Source organism: Chitinophaga niabensis (assembly GCF_039545795.1).
In the GTDB taxonomy this organism is placed as follows: Bacteria; Bacteroidota; Bacteroidia; order Chitinophagales; family Chitinophagaceae; genus Chitinophaga; species Chitinophaga niabensis_B.
Map to the genome: position 1 here is coordinate 6,744,745 of NZ_CP154260.1, position 24,096 is coordinate 6,768,840.

At 44.9% G+C, this 24,096-nt stretch carries 23 protein-coding genes; 12 read left to right on the forward strand and 11 right to left on the reverse strand.

Annotated elements, in window-relative coordinates:
- Positions 1–10: 10 nt before the first annotated feature.
- The 4 genes from galE to AAHN97_RS27220 form a co-directional block, all read right to left on the reverse strand.
- Complete coding sequence (gene galE, locus AAHN97_RS27205; protein WP_343305222.1) at positions 11–1,042, reverse strand: UDP-glucose 4-epimerase GalE; 1,032 nt, start codon at positions 1,040–1,042, stop codon at positions 11–13.
- Positions 1,043–1,088: 46 nt separating this feature from the next.
- Positions 1,089–1,949, reverse strand: coding sequence for a glucose-1-phosphate thymidylyltransferase RfbA (rfbA, locus tag AAHN97_RS27210; RefSeq protein WP_343305223.1), 861 nt, complete (start codon positions 1,947–1,949; stop codon positions 1,089–1,091).
- A 124-nt stretch (positions 1,950–2,073) separates the two neighbouring features.
- Entirely contained in the window at positions 2,074–3,087 is a 1,014-nt protein-coding gene (locus AAHN97_RS27215; protein WP_343305224.1) for an inorganic phosphate transporter, read from the reverse strand.
- 22 nt (positions 3,088–3,109) lie between these two features.
- Positions 3,110–3,760, reverse strand: a complete 651-nt coding sequence (locus AAHN97_RS27220; protein ID WP_074240958.1) for a DUF47 domain-containing protein — start codon at positions 3,758–3,760, stop codon at positions 3,110–3,112.
- A 254-nt stretch (positions 3,761–4,014) separates the two neighbouring features.
- Between AAHN97_RS27220 and AAHN97_RS27225 the strand changes: the two genes are divergently transcribed.
- The 6 genes from AAHN97_RS27225 to AAHN97_RS27250 all read left to right on the forward strand — a co-directional run bounded on the left by AAHN97_RS27225 (position 4,015) and on the right by AAHN97_RS27250 (position 12,669).
- Positions 4,015–4,842 carry a UDP-2,3-diacylglucosamine diphosphatase gene (locus AAHN97_RS27225; RefSeq protein ID WP_343305225.1) on the forward strand — a complete coding sequence of 276 codons (828 nt, stop codon included), beginning with the start codon at positions 4,015–4,017 and terminating at the stop codon, positions 4,840–4,842.
- Positions 4,843–5,005: 163 nt separating this feature from the next.
- Complete coding sequence (locus AAHN97_RS27230) at positions 5,006–5,404, forward strand: hypothetical protein (RefSeq protein ID WP_143197516.1); 399 nt, start codon at positions 5,006–5,008, stop codon at positions 5,402–5,404.
- 238 nt (positions 5,405–5,642) lie between these two features.
- The gene (locus AAHN97_RS27235) at positions 5,643–8,477 is read left to right on the forward strand and encodes a TonB-dependent receptor (RefSeq protein ID WP_343305226.1); all 2,835 of its coding nucleotides are present in this window, start codon (positions 5,643–5,645) and stop codon (positions 8,475–8,477) included.
- Between the two features lie 116 nt (positions 8,478–8,593).
- Positions 8,594–9,994: a hypothetical protein gene (locus tag AAHN97_RS27240; RefSeq protein WP_343305227.1), complete on the forward strand. Its 1,401-nt coding sequence runs from the start codon at positions 8,594–8,596 to the stop codon at positions 9,992–9,994.
- A 200-nt stretch (positions 9,995–10,194) separates the two neighbouring features.
- Entirely contained in the window at positions 10,195–11,277 is a 1,083-nt protein-coding gene (locus tag AAHN97_RS27245; RefSeq protein WP_343305228.1) for a M57 family metalloprotease, read from the forward strand.
- 87 nt (positions 11,278–11,364) lie between these two features.
- Entirely contained in the window at positions 11,365–12,669 is a 1,305-nt protein-coding gene (locus AAHN97_RS27250) for a porin (protein ID WP_343305229.1), read from the forward strand.
- A gap of 50 nt (positions 12,670–12,719) precedes the next feature.
- Here AAHN97_RS27250 and AAHN97_RS27255 read toward each other — a convergent pair whose 3' ends face one another.
- The 7 genes from AAHN97_RS27255 to AAHN97_RS27285 all read right to left on the reverse strand — a co-directional run bounded on the left by AAHN97_RS27255 (position 12,720) and on the right by AAHN97_RS27285 (position 16,747).
- Positions 12,720–13,076: a hypothetical protein gene (locus tag AAHN97_RS27255; protein ID WP_343305230.1), complete on the reverse strand. Its 357-nt coding sequence runs from the start codon at positions 13,074–13,076 to the stop codon at positions 12,720–12,722.
- Positions 13,077–13,094: 18 nt separating this feature from the next.
- Positions 13,095–13,460: a hypothetical protein gene (locus AAHN97_RS27260; protein ID WP_343305231.1), complete on the reverse strand. Its 366-nt coding sequence runs from the start codon at positions 13,458–13,460 to the stop codon at positions 13,095–13,097.
- 20 nt (positions 13,461–13,480) lie between these two features.
- Positions 13,481–13,867 carry a hypothetical protein gene (locus AAHN97_RS27265; RefSeq protein ID WP_343305232.1) on the reverse strand — a complete coding sequence of 129 codons (387 nt, stop codon included), beginning with the start codon at positions 13,865–13,867 and terminating at the stop codon, positions 13,481–13,483.
- A gap of 16 nt (positions 13,868–13,883) precedes the next feature.
- Positions 13,884–14,348: a hypothetical protein gene (locus tag AAHN97_RS27270; protein ID WP_343305233.1), complete on the reverse strand. Its 465-nt coding sequence runs from the start codon at positions 14,346–14,348 to the stop codon at positions 13,884–13,886.
- Positions 14,349–14,362: 14 nt separating this feature from the next.
- Positions 14,363–14,815, reverse strand: coding sequence for a hypothetical protein (locus AAHN97_RS27275; RefSeq protein WP_343305234.1), 453 nt, complete (start codon positions 14,813–14,815; stop codon positions 14,363–14,365).
- 60 nt (positions 14,816–14,875) lie between these two features.
- Positions 14,876–15,928 (reverse strand): sensor histidine kinase, encoded by a 1,053-nt coding sequence (locus tag AAHN97_RS27280; protein WP_343305235.1) that lies wholly within the window; start codon positions 15,926–15,928, stop codon positions 14,876–14,878.
- A gap of 129 nt (positions 15,929–16,057) precedes the next feature.
- A complete protein-coding gene (locus AAHN97_RS27285; protein WP_343305236.1) occupies positions 16,058–16,747 on the reverse strand; it encodes a response regulator transcription factor in 690 nt (229 codons plus the stop codon).
- A gap of 270 nt (positions 16,748–17,017) precedes the next feature.
- Between AAHN97_RS27285 and AAHN97_RS27290 the strand changes: the two genes are divergently transcribed.
- The 6 genes from AAHN97_RS27290 to atpH all read left to right on the forward strand — a co-directional run bounded on the left by AAHN97_RS27290 (position 17,018) and on the right by atpH (position 24,067).
- Positions 17,018–19,201 (forward strand): hypothetical protein, encoded by a 2,184-nt coding sequence (locus AAHN97_RS27290; protein ID WP_343305237.1) that lies wholly within the window; start codon positions 17,018–17,020, stop codon positions 19,199–19,201.
- Positions 19,202–19,474: 273 nt separating this feature from the next.
- Positions 19,475–21,250, forward strand: coding sequence for an ABC transporter ATP-binding protein (locus tag AAHN97_RS27295; RefSeq protein ID WP_343305238.1), 1,776 nt, complete (start codon positions 19,475–19,477; stop codon positions 21,248–21,250).
- A 170-nt stretch (positions 21,251–21,420) separates the two neighbouring features.
- Positions 21,421–22,554, forward strand: a complete 1,134-nt coding sequence (gene atpB, locus AAHN97_RS27300; RefSeq protein ID WP_343305239.1) for a F0F1 ATP synthase subunit A — start codon at positions 21,421–21,423, stop codon at positions 22,552–22,554.
- Between the two features lie 99 nt (positions 22,555–22,653).
- Complete coding sequence (atpE, locus tag AAHN97_RS27305; protein ID WP_343305240.1) at positions 22,654–22,899, forward strand: ATP synthase F0 subunit C; 246 nt, start codon at positions 22,654–22,656, stop codon at positions 22,897–22,899.
- Positions 22,900–22,989: 90 nt separating this feature from the next.
- A complete protein-coding gene (atpF, locus tag AAHN97_RS27310) occupies positions 22,990–23,484 on the forward strand; it encodes a F0F1 ATP synthase subunit B (protein ID WP_343305241.1) in 495 nt (164 codons plus the stop codon).
- Between the two features lie 22 nt (positions 23,485–23,506).
- A complete protein-coding gene (atpH, locus tag AAHN97_RS27315; protein ID WP_343305242.1) occupies positions 23,507–24,067 on the forward strand; it encodes an ATP synthase F1 subunit delta in 561 nt (186 codons plus the stop codon).
- Positions 24,068–24,096: the final 29 nt, after the last annotated feature.

Below are 24,096 nucleotides of genomic sequence, written 5' to 3' on the forward strand. Positions count from 1 at the left end.
AAATAAAGAATTAATTATTTAAAACCCTGTCGCGCAGTGCTATCTCCCACTGCCAGGCTGTGCGCATCATGTCGTCGATACCAAATTGGGGCGCCCATCCCAGTTTTTCCTTTGCTTTTGTATTATTAGCATAGATGGCTATTACATCGCCGGGCCTTTCAGCACCCAGCTCATAATTCAGTTTCACGCCGGAGATCTTTTCGAATGCCTTGATGGCTTCCAGTACAGTTACACCATCTCCGGTACCCAGGTTGAACACCTCGCATTTTTCGCTGTTACGTTTTTCAATCAAATACTGCAGCGCTTTTGTGTGCGCGTTGGCAATATCGCTTACATGTACGTAATCGCGGATGCAGGAACCATCGCGGGTAGGGTATTGGGTACCAAAAACCGTTACCTTGGGCAGTTTGCCGATAGCGGTTTGTGTGATAACGGGTACCAGGTTATCCGGTTTGCCCAGGGGCAGTTCTCCGATCAGTGCAGAAGCGTGTGCGCCTACCGGATTAAAATAACGGAGCAGGATGTTCTGTGTATCGTTCACCCGGCTGAAGTCCTCAATCATCTGCTCGCCCATTTGTTTGGTACGCGCATATGGGCTCTGGGCTTCACCCAACGGAGTTTCTTCCACTACCGGCAAGGCAGTGGTATTGCCATATACGGAGCAGGAAGAAGAGAATACAAAGTTAGGGATCTTATATTCCTTGATGCATTTCAGCACATTTACAAGGGAAGTGAGGTTGTTCTGAAAATAGAACAAAGGATCATTAACAGATTCACCCACACTTTTCAGGGCGGCAAAATGAATAACGCCTACAATATCCCTGTTTTCATGAAACACGGCATTGGTATCTTCCAGGTTGCAGAGGTCCACTTTATAATTGCGTACCTTTTTACCGGTGATCTTTTCCACGCCGTCCAGCAGTTGCGGTGTACTGCGGATATTACTGTCTACGGAAACAACGTCAAATCCATTATTGATCAGATCTACGATGGTATGGGATCCTATGTATCCACAACCTCCTGTGACGAGGACTTTTTGCATTGCTTATTGGTTAGATGTTAGATGAGATAAAAGTAATACAGCCGATTTATTTTACCAGGTTCATTAAATATTCCCCGTAACCGCTCTTCACCAGAGGTTTTGCGAGCGTTTCCAGTTGTGCTTTATCAATGAACCCTTTGCGATAAGCGATCTCTTCAATACAGGCTACTTTAATACCCTGCCTTTGTTCTATCACCTGTACAAACTGGGAGGCCTGCATCAGTGAATCAAAAGTTCCTGTATCCAGCCAGGCGGTGCCGCGTGGCAGAACGGATACTTTTAATTTACCCCTGCGCAGGTATTCCCTGTTCACATCTGTGATCTCATATTCCCCACGTGGGCTGGGTTGCAGCTTTTCTGCAATGTCCACCACATCATTATCATAAAAATATAAACCCGGTACAGCGTAGCTTGACTTGGGTTTTGCCGGTTTTTCCTCAATGGATACCGCCTGCATATTGGCATCAAATTCTACTACACCATAACGTTCCGGGTCTGATACCTGGTATGCATATACGATTCCGCCTTCAGGATTGGCATTATTAGCCAGTTGGGTGCCCAACCCGGCTCCGTAAAAGATATTATCTCCCAAAACCAGCGCTACATTATCCTTTCCGATAAATTCCTTTCCTATCACAAAAGCCTGTGCCAGTCCATTGGGAACGGCTTGCTCTGCATAAGACAATTGCAGGCCAAACTGCTTGCCATCACCAAACAGGCGTTGGAAAGAAGGAAGGTCGTGCGGGGTACTGATGATCAATATTTCCCGGATACCAGCCAGCATCAGGGTGGAAAGGGGGTAATAGATCATCGGTTTGTCGTACACCGGCATGATCTGTTTACTGATAGCATATGTAATGGGGTGCAGCCTGGTCCCTGAACCGCCTGCGAGAATAATTCCTTTCATGGAAAATCAATCTTTTGGAGGCACAAAAATAGGCGGTCTTCTTTACTTGCCATAATTTGATTTGTAAAAAAAGAAAAGCCCCCGTGGTTGCGGGGGCTTTTCCTGTATATAAAGCACATAAGGCTTAAATAAAGATACTTACGATAAAATACACCAAAGAAGCCAGCAAAGCACTGATGGGGATAGTCAATATCCACGCCCAGAGCAGGTTTACGGTAACACCCCAACGAACGGCAGAGAGCCTTTTGGTAGCGCCTACCCCAATGATGGAGCCTGTGATGGTATGTGTGGTACTTACAGGAATAGCCAGGCTTTCAGAAAGGAACAGCGTAAGGGCGCCTGCCGTTTCAGCACTCACACCCTCAAGCGGCGTTACTTTTGTAATGCGGGTACCCATTGTTTTAACGATCTTCCAGCCACCGCTGAGTGTTCCCAGGGCTATGCAGGTAAAACAGGCAAATGGTACCCAGGCCGGGATATCCTTCAGTGTATGCACACCTTCAATACCTCCGTGAGCCACCATGGCTGCAGCAATAATACCCATCACTTTCTGGGCATCGTTACCGCCGTGGCCAAGGCTGAATGCTGCAGAGGATACTAATTGCAACCGTTTGAACCAGTTATCCGCCCTGTAAGGGTTAGCCCTTTTACAGATATTTACAATGATCACCGTAATAATAAAGGCCACCACCATACCAATAAAGGGCGCCAGCACAATGAAATATACGGTGGGCAATACTTTGGCATAGTTGATCACATCAAAGGAACCGCCCGCGTTTGTTACGGCAGCTCCAATGAAACCACCGATCAGCGTATGGGAAGAACTGGATGGGATACCATACCACCAGGTCAGCAGGTTCCAGGCGATAGCCGCTACCAGCCCGGAAAAGATCACTTTGAGCGTAATGTATTGTTCAAAAATGGATTTGGCAATGGTGTTACCTACCTTGAACTCCCCATAAACATACTTGGAAATAAAGAATGCCGCGAAGTTGAATAAAGCTGCCCATAATACCGCCTGGAAAGGAGTGAGCACCTTGGTGGACACGATAGTGGCAATAGAGTTGGCAGCATCGTGAAAACCATTGATATAATCGAAAATAAAAGCCAGTATAATAATTATAACCAGAAAGACCATGGGAGTAAAAAATTAACCGCTACTATGCGTATTTGATGATGATGGTTTCTATCACATTGGCGGAGTCTTCGCACTTGTCAGTAGCGATTTCCAAAGCCTGATAGATCTCGCGCATCTTGATCAGCTCCACAGCATTGCTTTCCTGCTCAAACAGATCGGCAATAGCCCTGTCATAGATATCATCTGCATGGTTTTCCAGGCTGTTGATCTTTACACAGGCATCAGTGATAACGCGCATATTGCTCATATTGCGCAGTTCGGGGATAGCACGTGCCAGCTCCTGCACGCCCTGGTTAATGAGGTCAGCCAGTTTTCTTACACTGTCGTTGATCTCACCTACTTTGTATATATCTATCCTTTTTGCGGACCCATGGATGTAATCTGCCACGTCATCAAGCGTAGAAGCAAGGTAGTGGATATCCTCCCGGTCAAAAGGAGTAATGAAGTTCTGACCTAATTCAACAAAAATACGGTGTGTATAATCGTCGTTCTTATGCTCCAGGCGTTCTATGAGATGCACTTTATCCTTGCGGACCTGCATGTCCTTTGTTTCCACCAGTTCTACCAGTACTTTGCCCATCTCCACAAGGTTTGCTGCCACATCCTCAAAAAGAGAATAGAATACCCTGTCTTTAGGCATGAACAACTTAACGATAGAATTAAAGCCTCCCATATGTTTGTGTGTTAGTTGAAAAATTTGCCGCAAAAATAGCCTTCAGTAAGTATAGGAGCCAAAAAAAAGTGAGAATTAATAATTTGGTAACACTGTATTAATATAAAAGTAATATAGCAAATTTTCCTTTGCATAAGGAAATCAATTGCCTGCAACACCTCCTATACCGTGAAATTTAGCTTTTTCATATAATCTAACAATTATATATCAGAATAGTTTGAAAACGGTGCAAGTGGTTCACTTATAATAGAAAAATGTCCGACAAACGCCCATTAGATATAGTCGTGATCTCCGATGTACACCTTGGGATCTACGGCTGTCACGCAAAGGAACTGGTCAATTACCTGGATTCAATAGATCCCCGGATCCTCATCCTCAACGGTGATATCATCGATATCTGGCAATTCAGCAAGCGATTTTTCCCAAAATCCCATACCAAGGTGATCCGCCGCATCCTGAAAATGATCGGAAAGGGTACCGAAGTGTATTACCTCACCGGGAACCACGATGAAGCTTTGCGGAAATATGCCGGTTTCAACCTCAGCAATTTTGTGATCGATAATAAACTGATCCTGGATGTGGACGGTAAACGCCACTGGTTTTTCCATGGGGATGTATACGATGTGACCATGAAAAACTCCAAATGGCTCGCCAAACTGGGAGGAAAGGGATATGATATCCTGATCATCATCAACCGCCTGGTGAATCACCTGCTGGAGAGAATGGGGAGGGAAAAGATGTCTTTTTCAAAGAAAGTGAAGGACAGTGTGAAGCAGGCCGTGAAATTCATATCGGATTTTGAACAAACCGTAGCGGACATTGCAGCAGATAAAGAATTTGATGTGGTTTGCTGTGGGCATATCCATCAGCCGATCATTAAAGAGATGGCGGCGAATGGTAAAACCGTTACTTACCTGAACTCGGGAGACTGGGTGGAAAATCTTACCTCACTGGAATACAGCCAGGGAGCCTGGACGCTTTATCAGCACGCAGATAAAAAGGTAACAGCTGCCGAAGAAGAGGAAGAAGGCGTATTGGATTGGGGAGCTGCTGCCCGCGTGATCACTTTCCCTGCAACTTAATTCTCGCTGGTTATATATATTATAATGTATACCTATGCTACCCTGTCGCAGTCCTATGCCTTAATAGTCAATTAGTTGTTAATATTTAATTCACAATAACGTAACCTCTCATTAATGTTTAATTAACCGTTATACAGTAAGTTTGGGGAACCAGTAAGAATATATGATGAAAACGCTCAAGTTACATCCATTAATGACCATTTCCTTGTTACAGATGCAGATTCAGCGGTTGCTCCATTGTAATGTGGCGGTTTATATCCACCACTCCCTGGCCAACACGTTTGATACTTTAAAAGAAGCTGGACTGGAAAATGAAGCCATGGTTGAACACCCGATTGATGAAACACTCAGTTTACGGGAGTTTGAAGAAGAGTTGGAAGAAAAATTCAACTTCTCTATGGAGCTGTGCAATAAAGATTCCAAACCATTTACGAATAAAAGCATCCGTTTGTTCCAGATCACACCATGCAGTGAAGGAGAAACAGGCAAACAACTGGATATTTCTTTAGAGTTACTGGCTAAACAGGCAAGGGGATCCAATCAGCAGAACCGCGCCGTTTAATTTCAATGTTACCAAATTGTTTTGTGGCCCATCCGTATCTGAAAAACCATATCTCTCATAAATTTATTATTTATAGTATACTGCTGCCCACCATATCATTCCCCTAAAGCATGCTTTTTCTGCTTTGTACTACTGTTAATAATTCTTTAATGATTTCTTAACAATTAACATTCTGGTAATACTGGCTTAACATTGGCGTAATAGCTCCACGGTAGTTTTGCGGCATAAATCATAGCACGTGAAACGTAATATTATCGTTGTACAATTGATCGGACTTTTATTCTTAGGCTTTTCCAGCGCCTTTGCACAAGGTGGTTTAGGAAAAGTAGCAGGTAAGATCACAGATAAGAAAACAGGTGAAATTTTAATCGGTGTAACTGTGTTGGTGCAAAATACCGGCAAAGGTGCCGTAACAGATGTGGAGGGACGCTTTTTATTACAACTGGACCCAGGTACTTATATCCTGGATTTTAAATACATGGGTTATTCTACTAAATCTATTGCAGATGTAGTAGTAAAAGCCGGCCAGGTAACCAACCTGGATATGGCGCTGGACGAACCTAAATCAAAAGAATTGCAAGAGGTGGTGATCAAAGGGTCCTATAAAAAGGAAACGATCAACGCTTTATATGCTGCACAAAAGAACAGCCCCAGCATTTCCAGCGGTATTTCTGCTGAAAGTATCAAACGTTCTCCGGACCGTAATACCGGCGAGGTATTGAAACGTGTGAGCGGCGCCAGCATCCAGGATAATAAATATATTATCATCAGAGGATTGAATGACCGTTATAATACAGCCCTGGTCAATAACGCCATACTGCCAAGTACAGAGCCGGACAGGAAAGCTTTCTCTTTCGATATCATTCCTTCCAACCTTATCGACAATATCGTTATTAATAAAACCGCCTCTCCGGACTTGCCGGCCGATTTCGCCGGTGGTCTGATCCAGGTGTTCACAAAAGATATTCCTACAGAGAATTTCTTTGCAGTGAATATCGGGTTAGGTTATAATACACAATCCACTTTCAAGGATATCCAGGGAATGGGCCGTGGTAAAACAGACTGGTTAGGTTTTGATGATGGAGACAGGGCATTGCCTTCCGCTTTTCCTTCCAATCGTAGCAAGTATGTGAATAAAACAAGGCCTGAGCAGCTTGAGATCTCCAAGAAGTTCAAGAATACTTATGGTGTTGAATCTTTTGGAAATGCATTGCCCAACCAGAACTATCAGCTTACCTGGGGCAACCGCAGCCGTTTAAAGAACAACGGTTCCTTTGGTAGCATTATCTCCCTTACTTATCGAAACGCAGAGAACATCAATCCTTCTGATCGTTTTGATTATGATAATGAAAAAACGAAGAGTTATACTTATGCTGACAAGATCTATAAGTATAATACCAGCATTGGTGCTATTGCTAACTTTACTTACGTAAAGGGTAACAACAAGGTATCGTTCAAAAACATCTTTAACAGGATCTTTGATAATAACTATATCTACCGGGAAGGTGTGAATGTAGATGCCACCCAGGCTATCATTGGCCATGGCCAGGACCTGACGGAAAAAACGCTGGTGAACTCCCAGCTGGAAGGTTCTCACAGGCTGAATAAAAAAGAATGGAAATTAGACTGGAACCTGAACTATTCCCTGAGTGACCGTAACCAGCCAGACCTGAAAGTACTCACTTATGGCAAACCGATCTCTGAGATCGATAACCCTGCAGTACCTTACAATGCGCAGGTGCCGGTAGGTACAGCTAACAGGAACGTATTCCGTTTCTTCTCTGTATTGCAGGATAACAGTTATGGTGGTTCTGCACAGGTGAGTATACCATTTACTATTGCCAACGCTAAACAGCTGGTAAAGATAGGAGGGCAGAAACTGTTTAAGACCCGTGTGTTCAATGCACGTGCATTAGGTTATATAAAGGAAGATCCGTTTACGTTTGATGAGTCATTATTGAGTTTGCCTACCAACAAGATCTTTGCCCCGGAGAATATGCGTGAGAATGGTTTTGTTATAGATGAGATCACCAACAGAACAGATAAATATGATGCGGAATCTGATCTTGTTGCAGGGTTTGTATTATTTGATAACAAGATCGCGGACAAGTTGAGGATTGTTTGGGGTGCAAGAGGTGAGTCTTACTATCAATATGTGAAAACAGCAGACCCGTCTGGTAAAACAGTGAAGTCAACCCAGGAATGGTTTGATGTTCTGCCATCTGCCAACATTACTTTCGCCTTAAATGAAAGTTCCAATGTGCGGTTATCCGGTTCACAAACCGTATCCCGCCCGGAATTACGTGAATTATCCAACTTCTCCTTCTACGATTTCATTACCTACAGTTCTATGATAGGTAACCCTGATCTGAAAAGGGCCAAGATCACCAACGCGGACCTTCGTTATGAGATCTATCCAGGTGCTGGTGAAGCCATTACCGCATCTGTATTCTATAAATCATTTAAAGATCCAATTGAGCAGCGTGTAGTAGATGGTTCTACTCCCAACCGCCGTGAGGTTACCTTCAGTAATGCACCCAAAGCTGATTCCTATGGTTTTGAAATTGAAGTGAGGAAAAAGCTGGACTTCATCAGTGCGGAACAGTTCTTCCAAAATGTCACTTTCTTTACCAACTTCTCCGTTATCCGTTCCTCTGTGGATCTTACCGGGGTTACTTCTGATAATATCAGCAGGGCTTTGCAAGGCCAGTCGCCTTACCTGATCAATGCGGGGCTGCAATATGTATCTGAAAATAACGACCATGCGCTGAGCGTCCTGTATAACAGGATCGGTCAACGTATCTACCTGCTTGGCTTCCCTGGTTATGGCGATATCTATGAGAACGGACGGGACATTCTGGACCTGCAGATCAGCAAAAAAGTGATCAAACAGAAAGGAGAGCTTCGCCTGAATGTAAGTGATCTGTTGAACCAGGCTTCTGTTTTCTATCAGAATAATAATGATAAGAAAAGCTATCAAAAAGGTACAGACCAGGTCATCAACAGCGTAAAATTCGGTACAAATATATCCCTGACTTTTGCCTACCAGTTTGGCTTAGGAAAGAAGAAATAGCTTAATGATTTATTAATGATAGGTTAAAATAAGCGTAACATCCATCGGTAACCTTTGTGAAAATTTAACATACCACAGAAATACCAGATCTAACTAAAAAATTAAATCGAACTCTGATGAAACTAACAAAATTCTTAGCTTTTTTACTTGGTGCATCTGTACTGATGTCTGCTTGCCGCAAGAACAGTGATGATGACGATGACGACACTCCACCTGCACCAGAAACACTGACTGGTACTGTTAGCACAGATAAAAGATTAACTGCCGACAGGATCTGGATCCTGAAAGGTTATACATACGTTACTGCCGGAGCAACCCTTACCATTGAACCTGGTACTATCATTAAAAGTGATATCGGCGATAAAGGTGCATTGATCATTGAGCGCGGTGCAAAAATTATTGCTGCAGGTACTGCTGCCAAACCTATCGTTTTCACTTCCGGTAAAGCTACCGGTGCCCGTACTCCTGGCGACTGGGGTGGCATTATCCTCCTGGGTAAAGCTCCTTCCAACTTAGCTAACCCAACTATTGAAGGTGGTGTTGGCCGTCAATATGGTGGAACTGATCCTGAAGATAACTCAGGTATCATGAGCTATGTACGTATTGAGTATGCTGGTATTGCTGCACAACCTAACAGTGAGATCAATGGTCTTACCTGTGGTGGTGTTGGCCGCAAAACGCAGCTGGATCACATTCAGGTGATCTTCGGTAACGATGATGCATTTGAATTCTTTGGTGGTACGGTAAATGCAAAATACCTGGTTGCTGTAGGAACTGCAGATGATGATTTCGACTTTGACAATGGTTTCTCTGGTACTATTCAATATGCAGTAGCCCTGAGATATCCTAAACTGGCTGATCCTTTGGATGCCAGTAACACTATCGAGTGCGATAACGATGCGAATGCAACTGTTGCTTTCACTCCACGCACCCGCCCTGTACTGTCCAACCTTACCCTGATCGGACCAAACGCTCAAGCTGAAACTCACGCTCAGCATAACTTTGGTAACAGATGGAGAAGAGCTACAGACTTCGTGTTTGTAAACTCTATCATCATGGGTTCTCAGAAAGGTGGTTTCTCTATTGAATCCAAAGCTTCTGCAGAAGATTTCAGAACGGATGTATCTATCTTCAAGAATAACATCGTTCACGCTGTTGCAGCTCCTTACAAAGCGGATTCAGCTGCTTCCCGTGGTTTTGATGTGAACAACGTTACACCTGCTAACCCACTTGCTGCTGCTGACCTCACCGCGCTGCTCAACCTGGGTGCACTGGCTATGAAAACCAAAGCTGAAGCTAATGGTTGCGTAACTTTAGCTACTGCTGATGAAGTTGGTTTAACCGCTCCATTCTCCCTGACTGCTCCTAACTTCCTGCCTAAAGCAGGGTCTAAAGCACTGGAAGGTACATTCGTAGCAGCTACTGGTGTTGAACCGGTAACTTACCGTGGTGCATTTGGTACTACTAACTGGATGACTGGCTGGACTAACTTTGATCCTCAGAACCAGGCTTACTAAGCTATTACATCTGTCTATAATAGTTGTTTCACTGCCCGGGCTATTCGCCCGGGCAGTTTTTTTTGAGGCATTTAATAATTCCTTAATAACCCGTTTTTAATCTTGTACACTGTTTGTTTTATATTACATAATACCTGCTGAACCCTGTTGTGCCCCGGAATCCTTTAGCTTATAAAATTCTTAACCCAAATCCCATAGACATGAAAATCAGAAATGTTATCCTGTGCTTATCTGCCGGAGCACTTTTACTTGCGGCTTGTAAAAAAGAACAAACTCCCCAAACGGATGTTTCTAACAAAGATTATAAAGAAGCTGTACCGGAAAAGTACCTGCTCAAATTACATGGCCTGGGCGTAGACACCAGCAATGTATTTGCGTATAAAGGAATGATCTATGCAGAGAATGATTACGCTTTCTCTCCTAAATTCCTCGATACGGTAACGCCTAAACTCCGGGGAGGAAGGGGGGCTACTACAGAACAGTTCCAGACCACCCAGCTGCTGAATTATAACAATATCAGGTTTAACGTACCTTATGCTGTTCGTTTGGAATCAAAATACTATTCAGCTATCTCCATTGCCATGTATAACTGGAATGGTGTAAACAGCGGTTTGTATTTTCATCGTACCACACAGAGCGCATTTGATATTGATGTGCGTTTAGGAAGCCTGCCATGGAATCAGTTTGGTGGGCTGCTGGCTGTAGCAGATTTTCCCGGTTACCCGGATGCGAATGGGTTTCCCGGCTATGATATTGTTATCAATAAAGACTTCATAGATTATCTGCAATTAACTTCTCAGCAGATAGGTAAGATCGTTACCCATGAAATAGGGCATCAACTGGGATTCCGGCACAGCGATTATTATAATGGAGAAACTCCAGGAGATATTGGCGCTATTCAGATCCCAGGCACTCCTTATTCCGATCCCAATTCCCTTATGAAAGCTGCCTTCAGCCTTTCTGATAATGGATATTCTATATTCACAGCTAACGACCTCGTAGCTATTAATGCCTTATATCCCAACACTGGTTGCAATGCTACTGCTTTTGTAGATTATCCGAGTGTGATCAGCGGCAGCGATCTTGGAGCTGGTTTATGGGCTCCTTACCTGGGAGGGCAGAGTTACGAATGGGAAGTTACAGGACCTAATGGCTTCTATTTCTATTCAAACGATGGAGAGAACGGGGTGTACTTAAATCCAGGTACATATGTGATAAAACACCGCTTTTCAACAGCTACCTGTACCACTCCATGGGCACAGAAAACAGTTACGGTGAATTAACTTCATAATAGCAAAAAGAGGAACCCGGGTGAGGTTCCTCTTTTATTTTAGCAAGGAATAGTACTTTTGCCGGATAAATCAGCCGGCATGCGCGTTATTTTTGGAACAATAATTTTATTAATGTGTGCTTCTGCAGTGAAAGCGCAGTTCCTCATGGACATGATAGATACCACTACCAACCTGGGAAAAGGGATGATCTCCATCTACAAGAAATTTGACCATCTGAGGATCAGCGGGTATATGCAACCCCAATTCCAAGCCGCTTCCGGCAAAGGTTTTGAAAGCTATGCCGGAGGAGATTTCCCCAACCGGGTGAGCAACCGCTTCATGTTACGCCGCGGCCGTGTGCGTTTCGACTATGCCCACTTCAATAAAAGGAACCTCCCTACCGTACAGTTCGTATTCCAGTTTGATGGTACGGAAAGGGGAGTGAACATCCGGGACTTCTGGGGTCGTGTGTTTGATGGAAAATGGGATGTGGCGGCATTGACCATGGGTATGTTTGCCCGGCCTTTCGGGTATGAAGTGAACCTTTCTTCCGGGGACCGGGAAGCTCCTGAACGGGGCCGCATGAGCCAGATACTCATGAGAAGTGAACGGGACATGGGGGCAATGCTCACTTTTGAACCCCGCCAGAAAACACATCCATTACATTTACTGAAAGTAGATATAGGTATGTTCAACGGCCAGGGGCTTGCCGGCCCGGCGGACTTTGACAGTCATAAAGACCTGATAGCAAGAGTGGCCCTGAAACCGATGGACATCAATCACAGCGGCTGGTTATTATCTGCAGGTGCTTCTGTATTGTATGGCGGCATGGAGCAGTTCACGAAAGTGAGATATACCATGGTGGATATAAAAGATGATTTTACGGTAGATTCTGCGGAAACGAATGTGGGCAGGATAGCACCACGGCATTATTATGGGGCAGATGCACAATTGCTGATCCCTAACACACACGGTTCTACGCAATTCAGGGCGGAATATATCAGGGGTACACAAACTGCTACCTATGGCACTACGGAAACTCCGGGTGTAATACCCATGGAACGGAACGTTTTGGCGCCGATATATATCAGGGATTTCGATGGTGCGTATTTTAGCTTCCTGCAACACCTGGGTAGTTCCAAACACCAGCTGGTATTGAAATACGACTGGTATGACCCCAATACACATATCAAAGGAAAACTGATCGGCCACCCCGGTACACACATCAGTGCCTCAGATATCCGTTACGATACTTTTGGTGCTGGTTACGTGTTGTATTTTAATGAGAACATGAAAGCCACTTTCTGGTTCGACAGGGTGTGGAACGAAAGCACCTCGCTGGAGGGTTTCACTTCAGATGTGGATGATAATGTATTCACAGCCCGGCTGCAATACCGGTTCTAGTTCTTCTTCTCATTTTTGGATTCCTTAGCGGATAATTTTTAAACGTAACATTACTGGTAACGGGTATACTCCGCGGTTGACGGTCCATGAGTGACCACCAGTCTGTTGGAGGAAGCGATCCTGATGACGAACGTGTCCTTAGTACCATTCCCTCTCCAGGTAACGATCGTTTGCATTATGTGTGCAGAACTGTCCGTAAAACGAGTGCTGAAGGTCCCATACCTTGATCCCACAAAACCTCCGTGATTCTCTGTATAAGAACTGTCCGCCCGGAAGATATATCCAACTGACCCGCTAACCCAGGTACCTAGCAAAGTTTCATGTGTTATCACATCTGGCTTTTTAGATTTCTTACAGGCAAAGGAAGCAACTGCGATAAACAGCATGAATAGTAAAAAACGTTTCATATAGGTATTATAGTAAGATTACATGCGCATCAATGTTCTGGTCTTAGCGTTAACCGTTATCCTTATGATAGTATTGGAAATCTTTTCCAGCGTTCCAATATCTGGTGTTGTTGTGCCTGTCTTTGTTAAACGTAACTCAAAAACATTCGGAGTGCTGGTTGTCTTAAGCTGGTAAGTACCCGTTTCCTCCGGGGTAGTTCCTCCGGCAAACCAGCTATAGCTAAGATTTGCATTGAATTTATATCCCGGTTGCATCCACATGGAGGATGTGGCCTCTGTCCATTGGCCGGGCAGAGAAAAATTAGCGTCCAGATCTTTTTTAGATTTCTTACAGGCCGTGCCGGCAAGGATCAGGAACGTAGCAAATAGTACAATGTGTTTCATATAAGCGGTTTAGGGGATTATTATTTTACACGCAGCAGTATGTATTTTGGAGAGGGGCCGGGGCCTATACTGATTGTACCGTACCTGAACTCATGCACAGAAACCATCTCCAGGTAGAAAACACCTATAACATCACCCTGATAAGTGGTGAGGATCACTTCTATGCCTTTCTGATCATTGATATAATGCGCCTTGAAAGTACCACTTTTTACAACTCCGTTAACTGTACTGGTAAAAGACTTGTCCATCCTTAAACTCAAAGACGCCTCTCCCGGTTCCGAACGTAATGATTCCTGTCTCAGCTCCCAATTGCCCGGCAGTATATCCAGGGGCTCAACTTTTTTAGATTTCTTACAGGCAGTGCCGGCAAGAATGAGTAGCGTAGCAAATAGTACAATGTGTTTCATATAATAGGGGATTATACTAGTATTCTTTCACTGCTATGCAGTCCCACGGTGCCCTGCGCCCGAATCGTTTGCTCACATATCCTGCTGCCTGATTTCTTATTGCTTCATCATCTACTTTTAACACCTTAGGATCAAGGAGTTGAAAATACAAGGTAATAGGAGTGCCCAGGTTAGAGAGGGTTACTTTTTTGATCTTCGTACCTGCGGAATCCACAACGGTAAAGGTTCCCTCTATAATGGTGTCAGGATGTTTAAAGGAATAATATCGATGGTCCTGCAGTAATACATAAGTGGTCAGATCTTCTGCCCGTTTGATGTATTTCCAGGCGGTATCCTGTGAAAAAGGCTGTGCGGTAGCCAGCAGGTCCCATTGGCCATAGATCGTATTATTCATCATTGGCTCAGGAACGGCCTCCTTTTTATCTTTTTTACAGGCTGCAAAGAGCAGGGCGCCGAGCACTAAATAACAGATCCTTTTCATATAAGTCTTTTCGTTTAAAGAATTACCCTGCATTCCATCATCCTTCCATATTTCCGGCGCACGTACCCCGGTGCCGTGTTTTTGATGGATTCATCGTCCATTTGCAGTTCCCCGGAAGGCAGCAGTTGAATATAGAGTTTGATGGGTTCCCCTTCGTTGGAGATGGTCAGTACTTTTATATTGGTATTTGCAGAATCAGCTATGGTATAAGTGCCTTCCGTTATTTTGTCAGGATATTTTTGCGTAATGTATTTACCGTTGTTTATCAGCACAAATGACGTAACATCCACCGGAAATTTAACCGGCTTCCAATTAGTGTCCGCAGCAAAAGGCTGTGCCGTTAAGTGCAGGATCCATTGACCGTAAATGGTAGGGGGCAGTGGTGGAGGTGTGTCTGTTTTCTTATCTTTTTTACACGCTGCGAGCAATACAGTTGACAGGGCCACCAGGCATAAAATTCTTTTCATACAGCTGGAGTTGTCCCATAAAACGGATCAGGCCCCCAAGGAGTTACAGGCGCCGGGAAATTAACTTTCCCTGCCCAGTTCCAGCGTAAACCCAAAAGTGGAGCCTACTTCTATTTTGCTGCGTACATTGATGGTCTGGTCGTGTGCCTCTACAATGTGTTTCACGATGGCCAGGCCCAAACCGGTACCGCCGATATCTCTGCTGCGGGCACGGTCCGTACGGTAAAAACGTTCAAATACACGGGGGAGGTGTTCTTCTGCCATGCCGATGCCGGAATCCGAGATCTCTATCAGCACGCGTTTGCCGTCCATATTGTAGATACTGGCAATGGTCTGCCCTTCCTGTTTGCCATATTTAACGGAATTCTCAATCAGGTTGATGAGCACCTGGCGGATCTTTTCCTTATCTGCCGAAACATGTATGGGGGCTTCACATCCTTTTTTGATACTGAATTTAATCCCTTTCTGGTTGGCTTTCAGGGAGAGGGTGTCAAACACATCCTTCACCAGGTCCTGGATCACAAACACTTCCTTGTTGATGGTCATTTCCCCGCTTTCCAGCTTGGAGATCTCATCCAGGTCGTCTATCAGCCTGCATAAACGGTCGATATTCTTGGTGGCGTTCTTCAGGAACATTTTGTTCACGGCGGGGTCATCGATAGCGCCGTCCAGCAAGGTGTGGATGTAACCCTGTACCGCAAAGATGGGGGTTTTGAGTTCGTGGGAAAGGTTCAGCAGGAATTCCTTGCGGAAGGCTTCGTTCTTGCGCAGGTTCTCCAGTTCTTCCTTCTTTTGGGAGGCCCATTTTTCCACGTCTTCACTTACCTCGTCTATCGTTTTCAGGGGCAGGATGTTTTTGTTGAAGAAGTCTTCCCGTTTGGATGCCTTGGTCTGGTAAATAAATTTATAGATCAGCTTGATCTTACGGTAGATGAAGTTCTGTAACGTATAGAGATACAAGTAGTAAGCTATCAGAAAGGTAAGGCCGAAAGCGATCAGGGTTTCCCGTACACCTACCTCTAAAATGAGGCAACCTAATCCCATGATAAGCGAAAGCACAAGTGCTGTAAAGGCAGCAAGCTTCTGCGGTGAAAGGTTTTTTGCTTTGAACATACTCCAGAGTGAGTAAAGATTGTAATACCGGGAAATTAACTCAAATTTTTTATTTGCCATAATCAAACACTATCGCCCGGCCCCGGGAGAGCTGCACACAAGAACAAAAAGAATAAGAAGAAAGGGGTATTACATCTCGAACTTATAACCTACACCTTTAACGGTTGTGATCAGGTCTACACCTAATTTCTGACGGATCTTACGGATATGCACATCAATGGTACGGTCTCCTACGATCACTTCTGTACCCCATACCTGGTTGAGTATCTCGTTGCGGAGGAATACCCTGCCTGGTTTGGAAGCCAGTAATTGTAATAGTTCGAATTCTTTTTTAGCGAGGATGATCTCTACGCCTTTATAAGTAACGGTGAACTTTTCGCGGTCAATGATCAGGTCGCCCAATTGCATCTGCTGCTCTTCCACTTTGTTGAGGCGGCGGAACAATGCATTGATCCTGCTCACCAGCAACTTGGGTTTAATGGGTTTGGCGATATAATCATCTGCGCCCATATTCAAACCCTCTATCTCACTTTTCTCATCATTCAGGGCCGTAAGGAACAATACCATGGTTTCTTTAAACTCTGGTAGTTTGCGGATCTCTTTGCAGGTGTCTATCCCGTTCTTGTTGGGCATCATAATGTCCAGCATGATAAGGTCCGGTCTGAAGATCTTCGCTTTCTGAATAGCTTCCAGGCCATCCTTAGCAGTCACTGTTTCGTAACCTGCGCTCTTGAGATTGTAACTGATGATTTCGAGGATATCCATTTCATCGTCCACTACAAGTATTTTTCCGACTGCTACTGCTGGTTCCATCAACATAAATGAGTTTTTAAGATGGCACAAAATTAACTTGCATATTCCCGATTAATAGAATGATAACATTATAAAATTGTTAAGTTAAGCCATCCTGGCACTCTCAATGCCTGTCTGCAAGATACGGAATTCATAACCGATTTCTGCTTTTGTGAACATAGAACACTGATATGTTTGAGTTTTTAAATGATAGGAAAATCTAATAACTACAAGGGCATTGCTAATTCCACATAATTGGTAGTAAATTTGCAGTACAGCGAGGAGTAATACACTTATATGAGAAAATTATTACTGATTATATGTTTGGGAATTGTTCACAGCAACTGGGTATCGGCGCAGCCACAACAGGTAAAGATCCCTATCCAGCGGCAGATCTTCCACGATAACATTGATAAAGAACAGGTTACTGCCGATAAGTTCGATAGTAAAACGGATAACTACGTCAAAGTGGGGGATGATGAGGCCATGAATCTACAGGTGACCAATGCCCTCCTCAAACAGGTAGACGATATTCAGCTGGAAATAGAAAGAGATACAGCCCTGGACCAAAGGCTGAAAGTGAAATACCTTTCCGGACTTCAGCAGGTGCTCAAGGACTATAACAGCAAACGCGCCTTCCGCAGGATAGATGCTGCAGAAGCCCCGGCTATTGTACAGGCTTACCGCAATATGATGTTGGCGGATATCAAGGGAAAGAGTATCTATCCCATTGCCCGCAAACTGAGCTTTGAAGCAGGCGATAAACTGGTGGAGGTGTTTAATGACAATCCCGGCTTTAAGGAAGCCCGCCAGGAGATGTTCGCCAAATATGCATTTAAGAACCTCGAAGATATTATGCCAAAGCTGGGCCCATACCTGGATTACCCGGTAACGGACTCTGTGATAGCAGCGGTAGCCCGCCTCTATCCCAATAAACTGCTTACTTACGCCACTTCCTATACACCAACGGCCAGTGCCATCCGCCGTAATCCGGACCACCTGGTGCAGCAGATCGTGCAGATCGGCCGTTCCTCCCAGTCCACCAAACTGATGCCTTTTATCGATCAGTTGCTGGACGGTTCTTCCACGGTAGCGGAACTGGAAAAGTCTGTAGAGGATGATGATGCGTATTTCCGCCAGATGGTGAAAACCTCCATCCTGCTGCAAAAGAAGAAAGCAGAAGGGCAGAACCCCCTTGGGCTGAAATCCATGAGTGAGAACATGCGGGCTAAATCCATGCGGTATATCCGGGAAATGAACGACCTGCATGATGAACCGCATCCCGTACGTTTCCGCATCGTGAAGGATTTTACCCCTGAAGAGCTGTATTACCTGATCGTAAACGGGCAGGAAGAATTGTATACCTCCAGTTACACGAACGCCGCTAAAATGGGCTTGTACGACCAGATGATGCTGCGTATGAAACCTCCCCGTGGCGACAGTCTGCTGATGCTGGTGAGCTTTGATAAATTCAAGAAGTTCATTGCCATGGCAGCGGGCTTCAATACCCTCGATCATTTCCTGAAATCCATGGACCCCGAGAATGCCAACTACCTGATGGTGAAATTCGTACGGAGCCTGGAAAAAACAGAAGACCTGGAAGATGCGGTGGATGTGGCCAATTCCTTTGGCAGTATCCGCGATCCCAAACTGCTGGACTTCCTTCGTTCAGAAGTGAAAAAGAACCTGGTATTCGTGACCGGCAAAAAGGATAAACGTGGTATCACTATCTACGAACTGCTGAACAGCATCTTTACGGAAGGAAGCGGGAACGATTCTACTGCGGCTTCTAACATGGCATCTAAATTATCCCTGCCTCCCATCAATTACGTAGAATACAGTATGCTGCCCAGCGACAGCGGCCGTGTATACCAGCAGGTGTTCTTCTATGGGGATGAGGACGGGCTTAGTTCTTACCAGAGCTTCATGGGTAACTTCCCCAGCTCGTCCTGGAGCATCAGCAAAAATGCCTTCTGGACCACCATTACTTCTACCAAAGGGAAACCTACTACCATATATGCCAACCTTCCCCTGAAAGAGCCGGAAGATAAAACGGCTATTGAGAAACTGGCAGAATACCTGGATGAAAAAGATATTCATCCCACCGTATTCATTCACCGGGGCCATAGCTACCACGTGAACACTACGCTGGATAACCTGCAAAGTACTGCCCGGATCGTGATCCTGGGGTCCTGCGGAGGTTATCATAACCTGGCAACCGTTTTGGAAAAAGCACCGGAAGCACACATTATCTCTTCCAAACAGGTGGGTACCCGCTGGGTGAACGAACCCATCATCCTCAGCCTGGAGGACCTGATCCGTGCCGGTAAAAATGTGGACTGGGTGCAGATGTGGGCCGGTTTAGGTAAGAAATTCGCCGGGGATGCCCGTAATAAACCCCTGTTTGATGACTATGTACCCCCTCATAAGAACCTCGGGGCTATCTTCATCAAGGCCTACCGCCAGGTAATGAAGGATTAATACTGATAATCAACTGATTAATATAATGGCTCGCCTGTTGGCGGGCCATTTTTCGTTATGAGAAGTACTATAGTTGTATATCCCTATATCGCTGAAGGCGCATTCCTATAGCACTCTTATAGCATTCCTATATCGTCTGGATATACCTATGTGCCTACAATGCTATAGGAATGCTATAGGAGCGATATAGGAATGTTATAGGAATAAGCTCAGATAGTACCACTATGCACCCACTTCTTTGCGCTTTAGATTTATCCCTTTAATTTTACAGGAATGGACAACGTAAAGGCTAAAAAGCAGGTTTTTGATTTCAGTTTGCTAAAGCGGGTATTTTCCTTTGCAGCGCCATACAAGCGCTATTTTTATCTCTCCATGTTCCTTACGGTAATGTTGGCCCTGCTTTCACCGGTGCGGCCATACCTTATCCAGCTGACGGTAGACAAATACATCACTAACCAATGGGCACAGATGCTGGTGATCATTACGATCGTTCAGATCGTTATGCTGCTCCTGGAAACAGCCGTACGTTTCTTCTTTTCGTTCCTGACCAACTGGCTGGGCCAGTCTGTGATCAAAGACCTCCGCGTGGCAGTGTACCGTAAGGTCACCCGCCTTAACCTGGCTTATTTCGACAAAACACCCATTGGTACACTCACTACCCGTACCATCAATGATATTGAGGCCATCAACGATATCTTTTCAGAAGGTATCATTTCCATTGTGGCAGATCTGCTCATGATCCTCGCTATACTGGGGGTAATGGTGTATGAGGACTGGCGCCTGACCCTGATCAGCCTGTCTCCCTTCCCGGTATTGATCCTGGCCACCTGGTGGTTCAAGGAAAGCGTGAATAAATCTTTCCACCGCGTACGGAATGCCGTGGCTGCTTTGAATGCATTTGTGCAGGAGCATATCACCGGTATGGTAGTGGTACAGGCCTTTTCAGCGGAGAACAGGGAGTTCGGGAAGTTCCGTACCATCAATAAAGATCACCGCAAAGCCAATATAGACGCCATTTTTGCTTACTCTGTGTTTTTCCCCGTAGTGGAGATCATCCTGGCTATCTCACTGGGCTTAATGGTTTGGTGGGGTGCTAACAAGGTGTTGAACTATGAGGTAACGCAAGGGGTGATGATTGCTTTTATCATGTACCTGAACATGTTGTTCCGCCCGCTGCGCATCCTGGCAGATAAGTTCAATACCCTGCAAATGGGGATGGTGGCCAGTGAACGGGTGTTCAAGGTGCTGGACAGTGATGAACATATTGCAGATCATGGTACCCATACGGCCGCAGGTATGAGAGGAGAGATCAGTTTTGATCATGTATGGTTTGGGTATAAGGAAGACAGGTTTGTACTGAAGGATATCACTTTTCATGCAACACAGGGTCAGACGATTGCGCTCGTAGGGCATACCGGTTCCGGCAAAACCACTATCATCAGTATCCTCAACCGCCTGTATGAGATCCAGAAAGGCCGGATCATGATAGATAATATTCCTTTGCAGGATTATAAGCTGGCTGAATTACGCAGCAGGGTAGGAGTGGTATTGCAGGATGTGTTCCTTTTCTCCGGATCGGTGATAGATAATATCACCCTTAGGAATCCTGCCATCAGCAGAGAGCAGGTGGAGCATGCAGCCAAACTGATAGGTGTGCATGATTTCATTCTGCGTTTACCCGGCGGGTATGATTACCAGGTGATGGAAAGAGGAAGCACCCTCAGTTTGGGACAGCGCCAGCTGATCTCTTTTATCAGGGCGCTATTATATAACCCCGCTATCCTGATCCTGGATGAAGCCACCTCTTCCGTAGATACGGAATCGGAAATGCTGATCCAGCATGCGATAGATAAACTCATTGCCGGGCGTACGGCAATTGTGATTGCCCACAGGCTGAGCACTATCAGTAAGGCAGATCAGATCATTGTGCTGGATAAGGGAGAGATCAAAGAGATCGGCAATCATGAGGTGCTGATGAAACAGGAAGGATATTATTATAAATTATATACGATGCAATTTCAGAAGGCTGGTGCGGTAGTCAACGGCTAGCTTTGTGTACAATTGACATATTGGAAGACTGACTTAACACGTTATGAATCAATAGAAAAGAGTATAAGCCCCCATCGTTGAAAAATACCACATGATCCTCGTCAGTTTTTTCATTCTGCGTTACTATTTTATTTAAAATCGCCTACCTTTGCACAAAATTTCAGAAAACTGTGATTTCTTTCAATCGGTTCAAATATAAGCTGGTAGCCCTGATAATGGTGTTTTCAATAGCCGTTACGGGTGTATTTGCCAATGGCAATGAAGATCCTCATGCAGCTGGCGGTCATGAAAAAAAGGTGAAGTTCAATGCCAAGGAAGTAATTCTCGGGCACGTGAAAGATGCGCACGACTGGCATGTGTTCAGTATTGGCGAGTTTCACGCAACCCTGCCTTTGCCTGTGATCATTTACAGCAAAACACGTGGTTTCTCCATGTTCTCTTCTTCTGAATTCAACCATGGTCATGATGCACATGATGGTTACCGTTTGGTGGAAGCGCATTACCTGCATGAAAAAGGACTGAGCCCCAAACAATACACAGAAGGTACCATCATTGCAGTAGATGCAAATGATACGCCTACCGGTGAAAAGATCTATGATCTTTCCTTTACCAAGAATATTGCTTTTATGTTACTGGGAGCTGTGCTGCTGGTAATTCTGATGTTGAACGTGGCCAAGAGTTACCGCATCCGTGGTGCAAAACAGGCGCCTAAAGGTTTCCAAAGCCTGATAGAGCCGGTGATCATCTTTATGCGTGATGAGGTAGTGAAACCTAACATTCCCGGTGTTAAAGGAGATAAATACGTTCCTTTCATATTAACCATTTTCTTCTTCATCCTGATCAACAACCTGTTGGGCCTATTACCGGGTTCTGCAAACGTAATGGGTAATATTGCCGTTACTGCTGCATTGGCGCTGATCAGTTTTGTAGTGATGATGGCCAGCACCAATAAATACTTCTGGGGCCACATCTTTAACCCTCCTGTACCGGGTGGTGTTAAAGTGATCCTGGCACCTGTGGAGCTGATTGGTGTATTTACTAAACCAGTTTCCCTGATGATCCGGTTGTTTGCCAACATCCTGGCGGGCCACATTATCATCCTGAGCATTATATCCCTGGTATTCATCTTTGGTTCCCTGAACCAGATCGCAGGGTATGCATTTTTGCCGATCACTATCGCCTTCAACATTGTAATGATGATGCTGGAATTGCTGGTAGCTTTTATCCAGGCGTTCATCTTTGCTAACCTTACCGCTGTATTCATCGGTCAGGCTATGGAGCACACAGGTGATCACCATCATTAATTATGTGGAATTCGTAACCGAATTTTGCAGCCAGAACAACAAACGCGTTAATTTTTAATTTCAAATACACATTTCATTATGGCACTTTTATCTGTTTTAATGCAGGCTACTGAAGCTGCTGCTTCAACTGGACTGGCACAAGCTGGTGGTGCAATCGGTGCTGGTATCGCTGCTATCGCAGCTGGTATCGGTGTTGGTAACATCGGTAAGAGCGCACTGGAATCTATCGCTCGTCAGCCTGAAGCTGCAAACGACATCCGTGCAAACATGATCCTGGCTGCAGCACTCGTTGAGGGTGTTGCCCTGTTCGGTGTTATTGCGGGCCTGTTGGCAGTAGTTCTCTAAGAACATCTTATTACTGCATCCTGCGCACAGGGCAAGGGATGCAGTAATCCTTTTTTCGAAAAGTATAATACAATATATAAACACTGATATATGGATTTGTTGTTACCGGCCTTTGGCCTGTTTTCCATCTCACTCCTGATCTTCATTATCGTTTTCCTGATACTGAAGAAATTTGCCTGGAAACCTATCCTTGCTACTTTGAAAGAAAGGGAAGATTCCATTACTGACTCCATTACTACTGCAGAAAGAGTGAAAGAGGAAATGGCGCAGATGAAAGCTGAGCATGAGCATGTACTGGCTGAAGCTAAAGCGGAACGCAGCATGATATTGAAAGAAGCAAAAGAAGCAAAAGATAGGATCATCAGCGAAGCTAAAGCTGCTGCACAGGCTGAAGCGAAGAAGATCATCCAGGATGCTTCCGTAGCTATCGAGAACCAGAAGATGGCAGCGCTCACAGACGTGAAGAACCAGGTAGGTACACTCGTGATAGAAGTAGCAGAGAAAGTGTTGCGTAAAGAACTGTCAGACAAACAGAACCAGGAAGCTTACATTAAGCAACTGGCTGCTGAAATCAAAATGAACTAATTAACCGGCTGAATAAAAGATTATGCAAAATCCCCGTTTAGCAGGCAGATACGCTAAGTCACTGATAGACCTCTCGGTTGAAAAGAACCAGCTGGAAGCAGTTCATGGCGATATGCTGTTATTAAAAGCCATCACCCGCAGTAATGCAGATGTGGTTGCTTTGTTGAGGAGCCCTGTTATTAAAGCCGATAAAAAGGTAAAGATCCTGGGTGCTATCCTGGATGGTAAGATCAGTGCCATCACTTCCGGTTTCATTCGTCTGCTCACAGTGAAAGGCCGTGAAGGTATACTGGATGAAATTGCTGTGGCATTTGAAGAACAATACAACCTGCTGAAGAAGATCACCCGCGTGAAACTTACTACTGCTGCTCCTTTGGAATCAGGCCTGCTGGCATTGATCCGCGAGAAAGTAGAAACTTCCGCCGGCCGTAAAGTAGAGATCGAAACTTCCGTAAATCCTGACATCATTGGCGGGTTTGTACTGGAAACCGGTAACGAACTCTTTGATGCTTCCGTACTGCGCGACCTGAAGGATATCAAAAAACAATTCCTCAAGAACATTTACGTTCCTGAGATCAGATAAGTACTTAACAGCAGCCGCTGCGTAATCGC

Coding starts and splice junctions, on each gene's coding strand:
- AAHN97_RS27295 (WP_343305238.1), top strand. CDS start 19,475: ATGGACAACGTAAAGGCTAAAAAGCAGGTTTTTGATTTCAGTTTGCTA.
- atpH (WP_343305242.1), top strand. CDS start 23,507: ATGCAAAATCCCCGTTTAGCAGGCAGATACGCTAAGTCACTGATAGAC.
- AAHN97_RS27270 (WP_343305233.1), bottom strand. CDS start 14,348: ATGAAAAGGATCTGTTATTTAGTGCTCGGCGCCCTGCTCTTTGCAGCC.
- AAHN97_RS27215 (WP_343305224.1), bottom strand. CDS start 3,087: ATGGTCTTTCTGGTTATAATTATTATACTGGCTTTTATTTTCGATTAT.
- AAHN97_RS27230 (WP_143197516.1), top strand. CDS start 5,006: ATGATGAAAACGCTCAAGTTACATCCATTAATGACCATTTCCTTGTTA.
- rfbA (WP_343305223.1), bottom strand. CDS start 1,949: ATGAAAGGAATTATTCTCGCAGGCGGTTCAGGGACCAGGCTGCACCCC.
- AAHN97_RS27260 (WP_343305231.1), bottom strand. CDS start 13,460: ATGAAACACATTGTACTATTTGCTACGTTCCTGATCCTTGCCGGCACG.
- AAHN97_RS27220 (WP_074240958.1), bottom strand. CDS start 3,760: ATGGGAGGCTTTAATTCTATCGTTAAGTTGTTCATGCCTAAAGACAGG.
- galE (WP_343305222.1), bottom strand. CDS start 1,042: ATGCAAAAAGTCCTCGTCACAGGAGGTTGTGGATACATAGGATCCCAT.
- AAHN97_RS27290 (WP_343305237.1), top strand. CDS start 17,018: ATGAGAAAATTATTACTGATTATATGTTTGGGAATTGTTCACAGCAAC.
- atpF (WP_343305241.1), top strand. CDS start 22,990: ATGGATTTGTTGTTACCGGCCTTTGGCCTGTTTTCCATCTCACTCCTG.
- AAHN97_RS27255 (WP_343305230.1), bottom strand. CDS start 13,076: ATGAAACGTTTTTTACTATTCATGCTGTTTATCGCAGTTGCTTCCTTT.
- atpE (WP_343305240.1), top strand. CDS start 22,654: ATGCAGGCTACTGAAGCTGCTGCTTCAACTGGACTGGCACAAGCTGGT.
- AAHN97_RS27245 (WP_343305228.1), top strand. CDS start 10,195: ATGAAAATCAGAAATGTTATCCTGTGCTTATCTGCCGGAGCACTTTTA.
- AAHN97_RS27225 (WP_343305225.1), top strand. CDS start 4,015: ATGTCCGACAAACGCCCATTAGATATAGTCGTGATCTCCGATGTACAC.
- AAHN97_RS27250 (WP_343305229.1), top strand. CDS start 11,365: ATGCGCGTTATTTTTGGAACAATAATTTTATTAATGTGTGCTTCTGCA.
- AAHN97_RS27280 (WP_343305235.1), bottom strand. CDS start 15,928: ATGTTCAAAGCAAAAAACCTTTCACCGCAGAAGCTTGCTGCCTTTACA.
- AAHN97_RS27285 (WP_343305236.1), bottom strand. CDS start 16,747: ATGTTGATGGAACCAGCAGTAGCAGTCGGAAAAATACTTGTAGTGGAC.
- AAHN97_RS27265 (WP_343305232.1), bottom strand. CDS start 13,867: ATGAAACACATTGTACTATTTGCTACGCTACTCATTCTTGCCGGCACT.
- AAHN97_RS27240 (WP_343305227.1), top strand. CDS start 8,594: ATGAAACTAACAAAATTCTTAGCTTTTTTACTTGGTGCATCTGTACTG.
- AAHN97_RS27275 (WP_343305234.1), bottom strand. CDS start 14,815: ATGAAAAGAATTTTATGCCTGGTGGCCCTGTCAACTGTATTGCTCGCA.